General features: G+C 35.5%; 11 protein-coding genes and 1 pseudogene. 6 read left to right on the plus strand and 6 right to left on the minus strand.

Features of this window, described 5'->3' with window-relative positions:
- Nucleotides 1–8: 8 nt before the first annotated feature.
- The gene (locus tag LU301_RS06730) at nt 9–518 is read right to left on the minus strand and encodes a peptidylprolyl isomerase (RefSeq protein WP_305268929.1); all 510 of its coding nucleotides are present in this window, start codon (nt 516–518) and stop codon (nt 9–11) included.
- Nucleotides 519–872: 354 nt separating this feature from the next.
- Between LU301_RS06730 and LU301_RS06735 the strand changes: the two genes are divergently transcribed.
- Both LU301_RS06735 and pta read left to right on the plus strand, forming a co-directional pair.
- Complete coding sequence (locus tag LU301_RS06735) at nt 873–2,042, plus strand: acetate/propionate family kinase (RefSeq protein WP_305268932.1); 1,170 nt, start codon at nt 873–875, stop codon at nt 2,040–2,042.
- A 280-nt stretch (nt 2,043–2,322) separates the two neighbouring features.
- Nucleotides 2,323–4,440 carry a phosphate acetyltransferase gene (gene pta, locus LU301_RS06740; RefSeq protein ID WP_305268934.1) on the plus strand — a complete coding sequence of 706 codons (2,118 nt, stop codon included), beginning with the start codon at nt 2,323–2,325 and terminating at the stop codon, nt 4,438–4,440.
- Nucleotides 4,441–4,539: 99 nt separating this feature from the next.
- Here pta and dnaE read toward each other — a convergent pair whose 3' ends face one another.
- The 4 genes from dnaE to miaA form a co-directional block, all read right to left on the minus strand.
- A complete protein-coding gene (dnaE, locus tag LU301_RS06745; RefSeq protein WP_305268936.1) occupies nt 4,540–8,151 on the minus strand; it encodes a DNA polymerase III subunit alpha in 3,612 nt (1,203 codons plus the stop codon).
- A 263-nt stretch (nt 8,152–8,414) separates the two neighbouring features.
- A complete protein-coding gene (gene htpX, locus LU301_RS06750) occupies nt 8,415–9,311 on the minus strand; it encodes a protease HtpX (RefSeq protein WP_305268938.1) in 897 nt (298 codons plus the stop codon).
- A gap of 211 nt (nt 9,312–9,522) precedes the next feature.
- The gene (gene hfq / locus LU301_RS06755; protein WP_305268940.1) at nt 9,523–10,041 is read right to left on the minus strand and encodes an RNA chaperone Hfq; all 519 of its coding nucleotides are present in this window, start codon (nt 10,039–10,041) and stop codon (nt 9,523–9,525) included.
- A gap of 92 nt (nt 10,042–10,133) precedes the next feature.
- Nucleotides 10,134–11,087 (minus strand): tRNA (adenosine(37)-N6)-dimethylallyltransferase MiaA, encoded by a 954-nt coding sequence (gene miaA, locus LU301_RS06760; RefSeq protein WP_305273996.1) that lies wholly within the window; start codon nt 11,085–11,087, stop codon nt 10,134–10,136.
- Between the two features lie 287 nt (nt 11,088–11,374).
- On the opposite strand from miaA, the gene LU301_RS06765 reads away from it, so the two are divergent.
- The 4 genes and pseudogenes from LU301_RS06765 to LU301_RS06780 all read left to right on the plus strand — a co-directional run bounded on the left by LU301_RS06765 (nt 11,375) and on the right by LU301_RS06780 (nt 13,719).
- Nucleotides 11,375–11,881 carry a hypothetical protein gene (locus LU301_RS06765; protein WP_305268942.1) on the plus strand — a complete coding sequence of 169 codons (507 nt, stop codon included), beginning with the start codon at nt 11,375–11,377 and terminating at the stop codon, nt 11,879–11,881.
- 138 nt (nt 11,882–12,019) lie between these two features.
- A pseudogene (locus LU301_RS06770) lies at nt 12,020–12,325 on the plus strand (ATP:cob(I)alamin adenosyltransferase); the annotation flags it as partial.
- 69 nt (nt 12,326–12,394) lie between these two features.
- Nucleotides 12,395–12,847: an NfeD family protein gene (locus tag LU301_RS06775; RefSeq protein WP_305268943.1), complete on the plus strand. Its 453-nt coding sequence runs from the start codon at nt 12,395–12,397 to the stop codon at nt 12,845–12,847.
- A 26-nt stretch (nt 12,848–12,873) separates the two neighbouring features.
- The gene (locus tag LU301_RS06780) at nt 12,874–13,719 is read left to right on the plus strand and encodes an SPFH domain-containing protein (RefSeq protein WP_305268944.1); all 846 of its coding nucleotides are present in this window, start codon (nt 12,874–12,876) and stop codon (nt 13,717–13,719) included.
- Between the two features lie 147 nt (nt 13,720–13,866).
- Here LU301_RS06780 and queG read toward each other — a convergent pair whose 3' ends face one another.
- Nucleotides 13,867–14,970, minus strand: coding sequence for a tRNA epoxyqueuosine(34) reductase QueG (queG, locus tag LU301_RS06785; RefSeq protein ID WP_305268947.1), 1,104 nt, complete (start codon nt 14,968–14,970; stop codon nt 13,867–13,869).
- Nucleotides 14,971–15,189: the final 219 nt, after the last annotated feature.

A 15,189-nucleotide genomic window follows, 5' to 3' on the forward strand; every position in this document is an offset into this window, starting at 1 on the left:
CCTAAGGTTTATTCACCGATTACTTTTGCAGTTTCAATCACAACATTTTCAAGTGGTACATCTTGATGATAACCACGGCTACCTGTACGTACACCTTTGATTTGGTTTACAACATCCATACCTTCAATCACTTTACCAAATACAGCATACCCCCAACCTTGTACTGTTGGACTCGTATGATTTAAGAAACTATTATTGGCTACATTGATGAAAAATTGTGCAGATGCAGAATGTGGTGCTTGTGTACGAGCCATCGCAATCGTACCAACATCATTTGTTAAACCATTATCTGCTTCATTTTCAATACTATCACGTGTTGTTTTTTCATGGAAACTTTCGTCAAAGCCACCACCTTGAATCATAAATCCATCAATTACACGATGGAAAATTACCCCATCATAAAAACCGTCACGCACATAAGATAAAAAATTAGCAACCGTAATTGGTGCTTTTTCATCATTTAATTCAAGAACAATGCGACCTTTATTTGTCATCAATTCTACTTGAGGTAAACTCATGTTTATGTCTCCACAATGGATATCAATAAATATAAAAGAGAAAAATTATGGGTAATGTTACGCAATCAGTTGAATGCTGACAAGTGAAATTATGATTTTTTTGTTATTTTGATGAATTAATGGCGTTTTTTTAGGCAAATAATAATATTGTTTGTACTATTTATTTGCAACATGATAAATATCAAACAATGTTATGGAAAATCTTATGCTAAAATGCCAATATACGCCTTTAGTCTAATTTATTTATCAAAGTTAAAGTTTTATGCTAACAAGCGTATTATTGGTACATATCTTGCACAATAGCAAGATAAATGTATAATTTCTTTTTTTTCATGGACTTGTTGAGGAAACATTATGTCTACATCAGTTTTAGTTATTAACTGTGGTTCATCATCGTTAAAATATGCTTTAGTTGAAGAAGGTAAATCTGAACGCATTCAAGGATTAGCCGAAAATTTAGGTTCAGATAATGCACGTATTAAAGGTGTAAATGGAAATGGGGAAGCATTTGAACAAACTGTTGCAGGTGCAGGTCATGAAAAAGCATTAGAAATTATTTTAAATAGCTTAGCAGAACACAAACCACAAGCGATTGGTCATCGTGTGGTACATGGTGGTACTTTATCTAAATCAGAATTATTAACTGATGACATCATTAAGCGTATTGAAGATGCTGTACCTTTAGCACCATTACATAACCCTGCTCACTTAATCGGTATTCGTGCGATTTCTCGTTTATTCCCAAAATTACCACAAGTTGCTGTGTTTGATACTGCATTCCATCAAACAATGCCAGCTCATGCGTATCGTTATGCGATTCCAAAATCACTTTATACTGAACATAATGTTCGCCGTTATGGTTTCCATGGCACAAGCCATGCATTCGTTTCTGAAAAAGGTTCAGAGTTGGCAGGTGCAAAAAATCAAGGTGGTTGGCTCACTGCTCACTTAGGTAATGGTAGCTCAACGTGTGCAATTTGGAATGGTCAAAGTGTCGATACATCAATGGGTCTTACACCACTTGAGGGCTTAGTGATGGGTACACGTTCTGGTGATGTTGATCCAAGTTTACACAACTTCTTAGCGACTAACTTAGGTTGGGATTTAGCCAAAATTACCAAGATGCTAAATAGCGAATCTGGTCTATTAGGTTTATCAGGCTTATCAAACGATATGCGTACTTTGATTGAAGCATCTGAAAATGGTAATGAAGATGCTCAACTTGCGATTGAAGTGTTCTGCTACCGTTTAGCGAAATCATTAGCAAGCGTGAGCTGTGGTTTACCAAAAGTTGATGGTTTAATCTTCACAGGTGGTATTGGTGAAAACTCTGCGTTAATCCGTGAAAAAACCGTTGCTTACTTAGGTAACTTAGGTTTTAACATCAGCAAAGAGAAAAATGATGGCTTAAAACGTGGTACAGCAGGTCAAGTCGATGCAGGTACAGGTCCACAAATTTGGGTGGTACCAACGGATGAAGAAGGTCGTATCGCTCAAGAAACACGTGCGGTTGTGAATGGTTAATTGAAATGTCGTAGGGGCGAAATATTTTCGCCCAATTTAAAAATCATTGGGCAAATATGATTTGCCCCTACGAATATTCGTATAAGGTACTGATGATGTACCCTATATTTACATTTTAAATGATAAATTCATTCTCAACTTAAAGCCATCATCTATTGCTATGATTTAAAATATTGACTGCTGTACGGGCGGAAAATCTTCCGCCCCTACATAATATCAATAATTGATATCATGTTGGGAATGATACTTATCTTATTTAATTAATATTTGGAATAATGATATGAATACAATTTTACTCGTTCCAACTGAACTCGGTGCAGGGGTAACATCTGCAAGTTTAGGTTTGGTTGCTGGTTTTGATTTAAAAGGCATTCAAGCAGGATTTTTAAAACCATTTACCCAAGAAACTAAAAAACCTGTTGATAGCACAACTGCATTACATCAACAACTGTTTGCTGACCGCAAATATATTCAACCGATTAGCTATGAAAAAGTCGTAAAATACTTGGCTAAAGGTCAAATCGATGAATTATTGGAAGAAGCGGTGAAATTACATCGTGAAGTGGCTAAACAGCATGATGTGATTATTGTTGAAGGTTTATTACCATCTGGTAAAGACCCATTTGTAAACCAAGTCAATGTTGCCTTAGCTCAAGCCTTAGATGCGAAAGTGGTATTAGTCAGCAAATCTTATTTACAAGACCCACATCGCACGGCTGATAAAGTTGATGTGCAATTACGCACATTTGGCAATCGTGTATCAGGCGTATTATTCATGCGTGCTCGTGGCTTAAGCGAAGATAAAGCACAAATTCCAGTGGCAATTGACCCAAGTTTACGCCTGAATGATGAGATTGCTCAATTTGCTAAACAACTGCAAGAATATAACCCAATTTTAGGGACTGATAAATTACCAATTTTAGGTTTAGTCCCATTTAGTAGTCATCTGAGCGTTCCTCGTACTTTTGATATTGCCAATGCAATTGATGGTGAATGGATTAATGAAGGTAAAGCGAAAACTCGCCGTATTTTGCATACCAGTTTGATTGCTTCAACGATCGAAAAAGAATTGAATAAATTTGTAGCTGGTGAATTAATTATCAGTGCAAGCGGTCGTGATGATGTATTACTTGCAAGTAGTGATGCAGTGAATCGTGGTGTACCATTAGCAGGTTTAGTATTGGCAGAGCATGGTTTAACGCCAAGTCAAATTTTAGATTCGAAAAAAGGACATGATTTACCAGTATTCTATACGCCATTAAGTGTATTAGAAACCGCTCAACGCCTTGCGAATTTTAGCAATGAAGTACCAAGCGATGATAGCGAACGTGCATCACAAGTCGCTCGTTTTGTGGCTAGCCATATTTGTCAAAACTGGTTAGAGCAAAATAGTGTTGGTAATAAACCACGTCTATCTCCATCAGCGTTCCGTTATGAATTGGTACAAAATTCGATTGCAGCGAAAAAACGTATCGTACTTCCTGAAGGTGATGAGCCTCGTACCATTCAAGCGGCTGCAATTTGTCAATCTCGTGGCATTGCACACTGTATTTTATTGGCAAAACCAGAAGCTGTGGCAGAAGTGGCGAAAGCTCGTAACATTGAATTACCTGCTGGTTTAGAAATTATCGACCCAGATACCATTCGTGATAAATATATCGCGCCAATGGTTGAACGCCGTAAAGGTAAACTTAACGAGCCACAAGCCGAAGAACAATTACAAGATACTGTTGTTTTAGGTACAATGATGCTTGCTTTAGATGAAGTGGATGGTTTGGTCTCTGGTGCGGTACATACGACTGCAAATACAATCCGTCCTGCATTCCAGTTGATTAAAACAGCTCCTGAATATTCACTTGTATCATCGGTATTCTTCATGTTATTGCCTGAAGAAGTGTTTGTGTATGGTGACTGTGCGGTAAATCCAAACCCTACAGCGGAACAATTAGCAGAAATTGCGATTCAATCAGCAGATTCAGCAAAAGCGTTTGGTATTGACCCACGCATTGCAATGATTAGTTATTCTACAGGTACATCTGGTGCAGGTGCTGATGTGGAAAAAGTCGCTGCAGCAGTAAAAATTGCACAAGAACGCCGTCCAGATTTATTAATTGATGGTCCTTTACAATACGATGCAGCATCTGTTGAAAGTGTTGGACGTTCTAAAGCACCTGATTCTAAAGTCGCTGGTCGTGCCAATGTATTTATTTTCCCTGATTTAAATACGGGTAATACCACTTATAAAGCGGTACAACGTTCAGCAAATGTCGTGAGTGTAGGTCCAATGTTGCAAGGTTTAAATAAACCTGTCAATGACTTGTCTCGTGGTGCTTTGGTTGATGATATTGTATTTACTATCGCATTAACCGCAATTCAAGCAAAACAACAAGAGAAATAATCTTTTCTTGTGAATAGAACAGCCATGATAATCATATCGTGGCTGTTTGTTATTGAAACATAGAATTAAAGAATAAACTCATTACTATATTCTGACATATTAACTGTACATCTCATATGAATCTACACTAATTATCTCATCATAAGCTGAAAAATCTTCGGTTTGATAATCATCATATTCCCTATTCTGATAGTCATTTTGATAACTTTCATCATAACTTGTTTTCTGACTTTCAAAACTATTCTTTTTCTCTAATGCTTTAGATTTTACCACATATTGAATATCGACCGCTTGCTTACCAAAATATTCACGTAATTGAGCAATTAAACTTTCGTTTGGCTCAACATTCCATTTTTCATCAAAATATAGATTGGCTTTAGCATAATTTTGTTCTATATGTAACATAACAGGAACACGTTTTTTCAGCTCACCGCTGTTATTAATTTGGCTATATGGTAATAGCATTTGCTTTAAATCTTTCGCAACTTTTTCAGTTAAATATTGCTCTGGTAAAGTCAAACAAATCATTGAAGCACGTTTTTGGCGAATTTCATCTAAATCAAATGCACGATTTAAACGTGCCATAATAGTTTCATCATTCTCACGTTGATAAATCGAACCTTCAATAATCACTAAAGCATTTTCTTTTACAATATGCTTAAATCGTTGAAAACGTTCATGATTACAATTTACATCTAAACGTGCCGTGCCATCATCTAAACGAATCACTACTCGATTTGGAAAATTTGCCACATCAACCACTAAACCAGCAAATAAAGTTGAACCACCTTTAGGCAATAATTCATTTAATTTACGTGGAATAAAAGTCTTTAACTCTTTACGATAAATATCCATTGGATGTCCTGTCAAATACAAACCCAATGTATCTTTTTCACCTTGTAAACGCACCTCATCTGTCCATGCTTTAATCGGTTGTAATGGCTTACGTTGAACTTCTTCCACTTCACCAAATAAATCCATAATCCCTGTTTCACGATTATGGCGAGCCTGTTCAGCCGCTTGTACCGCCTCTGGAAGATATTGCATTAAACTTGCACGCTCTTCACCAAAACAATCAAATGCACCTGCACGGATTAATGCTTCTAAAGTACGTTTATTAATTTTTTTTAAATCAACACGATGGCAAAAATCAAATAAATCTTTAAATTGACCATCTTTTTGGCGAGCATCAATGACCGATTGCATCGCAGATTCGCCAACACCTTTAATCGCACCTAAACCATACACAATAGTTTTTTCATCACTTGTTGTAAAACGATACATCGATTGATTGATAGACGGTGGCGTAACGGTTAGACCTAAATTACGACTATCATCAATTAAAAATACAATCGTATCTGTATCTGTCATTTCTGATGATAGCACTGCTGCCATAAATTCAGCAGGATAATGTGCTTTTAACCAAGCCGTTTGATATGCTACTAAAGCATAAGCAGCTGCGTGAGATTTGTTAAAACCATAACCTGCGAATTTTTCCATGAAATCAAAAATATGGTTTGATGTCGCTTCATCAATACCCTTTTCTAATGCACCTTGATTAAAAATTTGACGTTGTTTAACCATTTCCTCTGGTTTCTTTTTACCCATCGCACGGCGTAATAAGTCTGCACCACCAAGTGTATAACCTGCACAAATTTGTGCTGTTTGCATGACCTGCTCTTGATATACCATAATGCCATAAGTTGGCTTTAAAACATCAGATAACAACGGGTGTAAATATTCAAATTTTTGTCCGTGCATACGGGCAATAAAATCAGGAATTAAGTCCATCGGACCTGGACGATACAAAGATACAAAGGCAATAATTTCTTCAAATTTACTTGGTTTTGCATCTTTTAACATACGCTTCATCCCCACCGATTCAAACTGGAATACAGCAGTAGTTTTCGCTTCAGCAAAAATGCGATAAGCTTCAGGGTCATCTAAAGGAATACGTGAAATATCAATTTGTTGTTCAATCGCACGATTAGCATTAATCATGGCTAAACTTTCATCAATTACCGTTAAATTACGTAAACCTAAAAAGTCAAATTTAACCAAACCTGCCGATTCTACATCATCTTTATCATATTGGCTGACTCGGTTACTGCCATCTTCATCACACATAATCGCTGAAAAATCTGTAATTTTCCCTGGTGCAATGACGACACCGCCTGCGTGTTTTCCTGTATTGCGTGTAATACCCTCTAATTTCAAGCCCATTTCCCAAATTTCGCTGGCATCATCATAATCAGGGTTATTTGGATTAGTAATCATATCCTTAAGTTCAGTCACTTCTTCTATCGCTTCGCCTAAAGCCGTTCCTGGTTTACTTGGCACTAATTTAGACATACGATCAGCTAAACCATATGATTTTCCTAATACACGAGCTACATCTTTAATCACCCCTTTTGCAGCCATCGTACCAAAAGTTGCAATTTGTGATACTGCTTCACGTCCATAATTTTCAGCAACATAATTAATGACTTTATCACGCCCAGCAATACAAAAGTCTACGTCAAAATCTGGCATAGAAACACGTTCAGGATTTAAAAAACGTTCAAATAATAACTCATAACGTAATGGGTCTAAATCAGTAATTTTCAAACTGTACGCCACTAATGAACCTGCACCCGAACCACGCCCCGGCCCTACAGGCACACCATTATTTTTTGCCCATTGAATAAAATCCATAACAATTAAGAAATAACCTGGAAAGCCCATTTGTAAAATAATTTCAACTTCATATTGCAAACGCTCATCATAAGGTTTACGAATTTCTTCCCAACGCTCATCACGGTTTTCAATCGGATAAAGAAAATCCAAACGCTCTTCTAACCCTTTTTTTGCCAGATGCCCAAAAAAGCTATCCATAGTAAAGCCATCTGGAATTGGATATTCAGGTAAAAAATAAGTGCCTAATTTTAATTCAACCGTACAACGTTGTGCGATATAAAAACTATTTTCGATAGCACTCGGAATATCGGCAAATAATGCACACATTTCATCATGTGTTTTAAAATATTGTTCTGCACTATAACGTTTTGGACGGCGTTCATCATTTAAAGTATAGCCATCAGCAATACACGTTCGTGCTTCATGTGCATCAAAATCATCACGATGAATAAAATGAACATCATTATGTGCCACTACACCAATTTGATATTGTTCAGCATATTGTACTGCACTACGAATAAAATCTTCTTCTTGTGGACGTTGCGTACGACTTAGTGCAAAATAAAAACGATTACCAAAATAAGTAAGCCATTGTTGTAATAATGGTTCCGCTTTATTTTGATGATTAGAGGCTAATATTTGTCCCATTGGACTTTGCACACCCATCAATACAATTAAGCCTTCATGTTGCTCAAAAATCCATTCTTGTTGTACACATGGGATATCTTGTTGTTTGCCTTGACTAAAACCACGAGACACTATTTCTGTTAAATTTTTAAATCCCTGTTCGTTCATTGCCAATAACGTAACACGATGTTCACTATCTTGTAAACGGATTTGGCTACCTAGAATTGGTTTAATACCTTCTGCTAAACATTTCTGATAAAATTTAATGGCTGCATGCAAATTCGATAAATCAGTAATGGCTAAAGCAGGCATTTGATGTTGAACTGCTGTTTTTACAGCTTGAGGGATACGAATAATCGATTCAGTAATCGAAAATTCAGTATGTAAAACAAGATGAACAAAACGCATATTCAGCACCTTTTATAGTCGATTTATATCAGAATAATACAGTAAATGTAGGGGTTGATTATATAAAACCTATTTAAAATCAATAACTTGGGAGAATATGATTCGCCCCTACTGTTCAATTTTGAATTGAATTAACTATACTATATAAAATGGTTATGTGAGAACCGCATATTTTAGCATAATTTACTCGGTTTGCTTAGCAACAATCAATAAAAAACGGCTCAAATATTTGAACCGCTGTTAATCTTTTATCTAATCATAGATTAGATATTCAATTTACGCAAAGCCTCTACACGTTGCTCAATGCTTGGGTGAGTTTGGAACAATGCAGCTAAACTAAAACCTTCAGATTTGCTTTCAGCAATTGCCATTGCTTTCATTTCTTTTGGCATAGCATCTGGCATATCTACCGTGTCTTGTAAGCGTAATAATGCAGAAATCATGGCTTCTTTACCAGCTAAACGTGCACCTGCTTCATCAGCACGATATTCACGATAACGAGAGAACCACATTACAATTGCAGAAGCTAAAACGCCAAACACAATATCTAAGACCATCACAATAAAGAAATAACCCCAACCACTACCTTCTTCATTACCTAAAATATTACGGTCAATAAAATCGCCTACCACTCGAGCAAAGAACATTACAAATGCGTTTACTACACCTTGAATTAAAGACAAAGTAACCATATCGCCATTGGCAACGTGTCCAATTTCATGGGCTAATACCGCACGCAACTCATCTTTATTCATACGCTCTAATAAGCCTGTCGATACTGCTACTAAAGCATCATTTTTATTCCAACCTGTTGCAAAAGCATTCGGCTGATAAGATGGGAAAATTCCTACTTCTGGCATTTTAATATTTGAACGTTGAGCTAAATCAGCCACCGTTTGTAACAACCATACCTCGGCTTGATTACGTGGTGCATTTGGGTCAATAATTTCTGTACCTGTGGTACGTTTCGCCATCCATTTTGAGATAAAGAGTGAGATTAAAGAACCCACCATACCAAAAACGAAACAGAAAACTAATAAATTACCTAAGTTAAGACCACCTGCCGAACGATAACTTCCGACACCCAAGATCGACAAGATAATGCCTGCTACCACCAAGACAGCAAGGTTAGTTAGCAAAAACAAACCTATTCGCATCATTGGAAAAATCCTCTTAAAAACAAAAATTAATATGACATTTCAATCATAACAACACTATGCGGTAATTATATAAAATTTTCAAGGATAATTAACAGTTTATTAACAAAGTTTCACATAATAAAAAAGTTGAGATAATAATATCTCAACTTTTTAATCTTCCAATATTTAAATGCCTGTCATAAAAGATGGTGTTATTGGAAATAAATTTATTTTACGCTTGTTCGTCGTCTTGGTTGTCATATTTTGCATCAGCATCATAGTCGTTATTAACACCAAAACCACCTTGTGTGCCGAAACCAGCTTGTGGAGTACCAAAGCCTCCTTGCGTACCAAAACCACTTTGTGGAGCACCGAAACCGCCTTGTGTACCAAAACCACTTTGTGGAGCACCGAAACCGCCTTGTGTACCGAAACCGCCTTGTGTACCGAAACCGCCTTGTGGAGCACCGAAACCAGCTTGTGTACCAAAACCACCTTGTGGAGCACCGAAACCTGTTGGCTGTCCTGCTGGAGCACCTGCTGGGCGTGGGTTACGTGCTGGAACTACTGTAGAAATTGCATGTTTATAAACCATTTGGCTTACTGTATTTTTTAATAAAACCACATATTGGTCAAAAGATTCAATATGACCTTGTAATTTGATACCGTTTACTAAAAAGATTGAAACAGGAATACGTTCTTTGCGTAATGAATTCAAGAACGGGTCTTGTAAGGTTTGACCTTTAGACATATTTTTAACTCCAAAAATTTAGAATTTAATTTAAAAGCTACCCTAAAATTGTTTAATTTAAAACTTATTTAAACTTATAAAAAAAGTAGCGGTTAAATTGTGCTTGATTTATAAGAATTTAGCAAGTGCTGAATTGCATTTTTAGTACAATCAAAACTGATAAATTCATGCTCTTTTTGCAAAGAGCGTAGCCAAGTGTATTGACGTTTAGCTAATTGTCGTGTAGCAAACAAAGCTTTATCCTGCATTTCTTGCTGATTTTTTTGACTAAATTCTCCTTTTTGTAAATATTCGAGAACTTGACGATAACCAACACAACGCATTGAAGTTAAATTTTCAGTAACATTGTATTTTTCAATCAACATTTCAACTTCATCTAAAAATCCAATATCCCACATCATTTGTAAGCGTTTTTCAATACGTTGATGTAATTCTGCACGCTCTGGCAATAAAGCATAATTATGAAATTGATATAAATAATCAGTTTTTTGCTGTTCTGCGTGTAATTGACTAATTGGCTTACCTGTAATACGATACACCTCTAATGCACGCATAATGCGTTGGCGATCACTGACTTGAAATTTTTGTCCCGCAATCGCATCAACTCGACACAATTCATCATAGATAAATTGCCAGCCATATTGCTCCGCTTGTTGCTCAATTTCTGCACGCACTTCGGCATTTGCACTTGGTAAATGCCCTGATAAACCTTCTAACAGAGCTTTAAAATACAACATCGTTCCACCTACTAAAATTGGAATTTTGTTGCGTGCATGAATTTCATCAATTAATTGCTGTGCATCAACCACAAAATCACCTGCTGAATAAGTTTCTAAAGGCGAAATAATATCAATTAAATGATGTGGGTACTGTATTTGTTCTTGTTTACTAGGTTTAGCAGTGCCAATATCCATATCACGATACACCAAAGCAGAATCAACGGAAATAATTTCAAAACCACCTTGCTCATATAAAGCACAAGCCAAAGCCGTTTTACCACTCGCAGTTGGCCCCATGAGATTGATTACAGGTAAAGTATTCATTATCGTCTAACAATTAAATCATCATGTTATCATTGTACCTTGTTTTTTTATGATCATGTTGATTTTTTATCATATAAATTAATTAAAAATTTTAATTGCAACCTCAAAAGTAAACTAGACTCATCATGAGCATATATTGAACATTATTCACAAAATAAATAATGTTTTTGGTATAATGAAAATAATTCATACAACAAAAGTAGCCTATATTATCTTTAATCCACGCAAAAATGGTTAGGTTATGCCTATATTTTTAAAGTCGAAGTCCAATAAATCATAGGAAATATGCAATGAACAGTTTCAAATTATTTTTAATCATGTTAATGACTGGATTAACATTAACTTTATTTTATACATTATCAATACAAAGTTATAGTGGTGCAATGATGGTTGTTTTTGGATTAGGATTTTTAACACTATTCCTCATGATAGAAACTGTGATTCCACTTGAACTGCAAAATAATAAAATATTCGGTATTGGTTTTATTATCACTTTAATTTTGTATAGCTGGATGATGCTAAAAATCAATGATATGATTATCGATTATGCTTTTAAAAACAAAGCTCAACAACAATTTTGTGGTATTATTCAACGTGAATATAGTCAATCAATGGGTCGTGGTTCAATTTATTTTTGGCAAGTTGAAAATCCAGAAACAAAACAAACTTTTGATTTTAGAAAACATGAAAATGATAATCTCAAAATTGGTCAGCACATTTGTATTACTTATACCATCGATGAACGTTGGCAAAATACGCCTTATATTTACTCAGTAACCAAAGATTTTCAAAATTAAGAAAAGATGAGAGCTAATATTGCATCTCATATCCCCTTATTAAGTGCTGTTTTTAAATATGGTCTAAACCTAACCATTTTTCTTGTTTATAGGCACTATCCGAAAATAACCATTCTAATTCAACAATTACCTATTTAACTGAAAGATTTTATTTTACCAACAGGTAATATTTTATGTACAACCGCTCATCATGCTCGTGCAGTATGTCGCCGTGCTGAACGTAGTTTAATTCGTGTTCATCAACGTGATAAAAATATTCAGCCTTATGCTCTGCAATTACTCAATCGATTATCAGATTAGTTATTTGTTGCTTCTCGTAGTTTACAACGTTTAAGTAATGAAAGCGAAGTATTATGGCAAAAAATATTGAATTTGAATAAACTTATCATTCCCATCTTTACCATCAAAAAAATTAATGAAAATGATTTACATCTTAATATTTAGCTGTTATAGTACAAATATAACTTAAGTATGATGTTTATCATATCAACATTTCAATGCTCGGAGTGAATTATGCAATTAGAGCCATGGCATTGGGCAGGATTAGGTACTGCTTTAATTATTGTTGAAATTTTCTTACCAACCTTTGCAAGTTTATGGTTTGGTTTATCTGCTTTACTTGTTGGTCTATGTTTATGGCTAATCCCTGATTTATCATTAACAGTACAATTATTGATGTGGGGGATATTCTCTCTTATTCTAACCGTTGCTTGGTTTAAATTTATCAAACCTTTATCGATTGATAAAACTAAAGCAGGGTTACCACGTGAAAATACGATTGGACAAACAGGTATGGTCATTCAAACAGGACTTGAACATGGGCAGATTAAAGTGCGTTTTGCTATTCCTGTATTAGGTAATGATGAATGGTTTTGCCGTAGTACAGAGCCTGTACAAATTGGCGACCGTGTACAAGTTATTGATATTTTAGGTAATGACTTCTTAGTGAAACCTTATTCATCATAGACTATCATTTTTGTAGGAGTTTTTTTATGGGTTTTACCATTTTTTTAGTAGCCTTAGTGATTGTTACCATTGCGATGGGGGTACGTACCGTACCACAGGGTTATAAATATATCGTACAACGTTTAGGAAAATATCATTCAACCTTAAGCCCAGGTTTAAACTTTATTATCCCTTATATCGACCAAGTAGCTTATAAAGTAACCACTAAAGATATTGTATTGGATATTCCATCGCAAGAAGTGATTACCCGTGATAATGCTGTATTATTAATGAATGCGGTCGCATATATCAATTTAACCACACCAGAACGTGCGGTGTATGGTATTGAAAATTATTCTTGGGGTATCCAAAATTTAGTACAAACATCATTACGTTCGATTGTGGGTGAGATGGATTTAGATGATGCATTATCATCACGAGACCATATCAAAGCCAAACTTAAATCAGCTATTTCTGATGATATTGCTGATTGGGGGATTACGTTACGTACCGTTGAAATCCAAGATATTCGCCCATCACAAACCATGCAAGCAGCGATGGAAGCACAAGCAGCTGCTGAACGTCAACGCCGTGCAACTGTAACCAAAGCTGATGGTGAAAAACAAGCGGCTATTTTAGAAGCTGATGGTCGTTTAGAAGCATCTCGCCGTGATGCAGAAGCACAAGTTGTCTTAGCTCGTGCATCGCAAGAAGCAATTGATATGGTAACGGCTGCTGTGGGCGATAAAGAAATCCCTGTTGCGTTCTTACTTGGCGAACAATATGTAAAAGCCATGCAAGAAATGGCGAAATCAAATAATGCTAAAACAGTGGTTTTACCTGCTGATGTATTACAAACTATTCGTGGTATTATGGGACGTGGTGATAAATAATTTAAATCACAGATTTTCCCTAAGCTATAAACAAAATTATCCACAGAATTTGTGGATAATTTTTACTTAATGTGAGTTCATCTGAATTACATATTTTAGCTTATCAAAATAGGTAAGTTAGATATCCCAAATTTGCGTTACTTAGCTTTATTTAGCCAGTTGTTCTTCTATCGCCCAATCAATATGTACATTGACAATATCATCATGCATCGCTTTTCCCTGTTGTAATTGTTCAATAATCGTTGATGAATAAGGTGCATTACCCAACGCAATCGCAATATTACGTTTAAAACTTTGAAATCCTGTGCGGCGAATAGGACTGCCCTCTGTACTTGCCAAAAATGTTGTTTCGTCCCATTGCCAAATATCGAGCAAGGAAATATCATCTAGCCCATGTCTGGGTTTAAAATCATCAACTGTGGTCAAATGTGCAAAACTATTCCATGGACAAATCAACTGACAATCATCACAACCAAAAATACGATTACCAATACCTTGCCTTAAACTTTTATCAGCAATAATACCCTTATATTCAATAGTCAAATAAGAAATACATCGCCGTGCATCCATCTGATAAGGTGCAACGAAGGCTTGTGTTGGACAAATATCAATACACGCCGTACACGAACCACAATGTGCAGTAACAGGTTTATCAAAAGGTAACTCCAACGAAGTAAATAATTCACCCAATACAAAAAATGAACCTGATGTTTTGTGAATAATAAGAGTATTTTTCCCTACCCAGCCCATACCCGCTCGTTCAGCTAATGTACGTTCACAAATCGGAGCAGAATCTGCAAATGGACGGCTTTCAAACTCACCAACTTTTTCTCTAATACGTTGGGCTAGAGTTTTTAAACGTCCACGCATAATTTTATGATAATCCCGCCCTCGTGCATAACGTGCAATAATTGCATTATTGGGAATATCTGGAATATAACGTGGTTTAGGCTTTTCCACTAAATAATTCATTCGCACACAAATAATACTTTCAGTATTGGGAACTAATAAAGTAGGATTAGCACGTTTATCTAAATTTTCTACTAAAAATCCCATATCCCCATGATAACCTTTTTCTAAAAAAGCTAAATGATGAGATATATCAATAGTTTGATGTGGGTCAGCAATCACACAGTCTGCAAATCCTAATTCATAGGCTTGTACTTTAATCCATTGTGCTAAAAAATAAGGATTATTAAAATCTTCAGCAAGAGTAATGGTTGGAATTATCACTGTGTTTTTTTTAGACATAAATATGAAATCATTATTAAACTTTGCGTATTCTAACAAATTTAATCACTAGATAAAATGCTCACATTAGTCTATTTTTTAAACAAACAATTTTTTTATTTTTTTTACTTTTTTACTTGACTTTTTAACCTTGCTTTTTAATCAAATAGATAGAAAATTATCTTGATTTTATTTTGTGCAGTTCATTTTTAAAAGAAAATAATTTTCAATTTGTCAAGA

Origin of the sequence: Moraxella sp. ZY210820, assembly GCF_030674635.1 — a bacterium.
Taxonomy (GTDB): Bacteria; Pseudomonadota; Gammaproteobacteria; order Pseudomonadales; family Moraxellaceae; genus Acinetobacter.

What these genes read in the sequence shown, in the direction of transcription:
- LU301_RS06730 (WP_305268929.1), bottom strand. Translation starts at nt 518, where the DNA reads ATGAGTTTACCTCAAGTAGAATTGATGACAAATAAAGGTCGCATTGTT.
- LU301_RS06775 (WP_305268943.1), top strand. Translation starts at nt 12,395, where the DNA reads ATGCAATTAGAGCCATGGCATTGGGCAGGATTAGGTACTGCTTTAATT.
- pta (WP_305268934.1), top strand. Translation starts at nt 2,323, where the DNA reads ATGAATACAATTTTACTCGTTCCAACTGAACTCGGTGCAGGGGTAACA.
- LU301_RS06735 (WP_305268932.1), top strand. Translation starts at nt 873, where the DNA reads ATGTCTACATCAGTTTTAGTTATTAACTGTGGTTCATCATCGTTAAAA.
- LU301_RS06765 (WP_305268942.1), top strand. Translation starts at nt 11,375, where the DNA reads ATGAACAGTTTCAAATTATTTTTAATCATGTTAATGACTGGATTAACA.
- LU301_RS06780 (WP_305268944.1), top strand. Translation starts at nt 12,874, where the DNA reads ATGGGTTTTACCATTTTTTTAGTAGCCTTAGTGATTGTTACCATTGCG.
- hfq (WP_305268940.1), bottom strand. Translation starts at nt 10,041, where the DNA reads ATGTCTAAAGGTCAAACCTTACAAGACCCGTTCTTGAATTCATTACGC.
- queG (WP_305268947.1), bottom strand. Translation starts at nt 14,970, where the DNA reads ATGTCTAAAAAAAACACAGTGATAATTCCAACCATTACTCTTGCTGAA.
- dnaE (WP_305268936.1), bottom strand. Translation starts at nt 8,151, where the DNA reads ATGCGTTTTGTTCATCTTGTTTTACATACTGAATTTTCGATTACTGAA.
- htpX (WP_305268938.1), bottom strand. Translation starts at nt 9,311, where the DNA reads ATGATGCGAATAGGTTTGTTTTTGCTAACTAACCTTGCTGTCTTGGTG.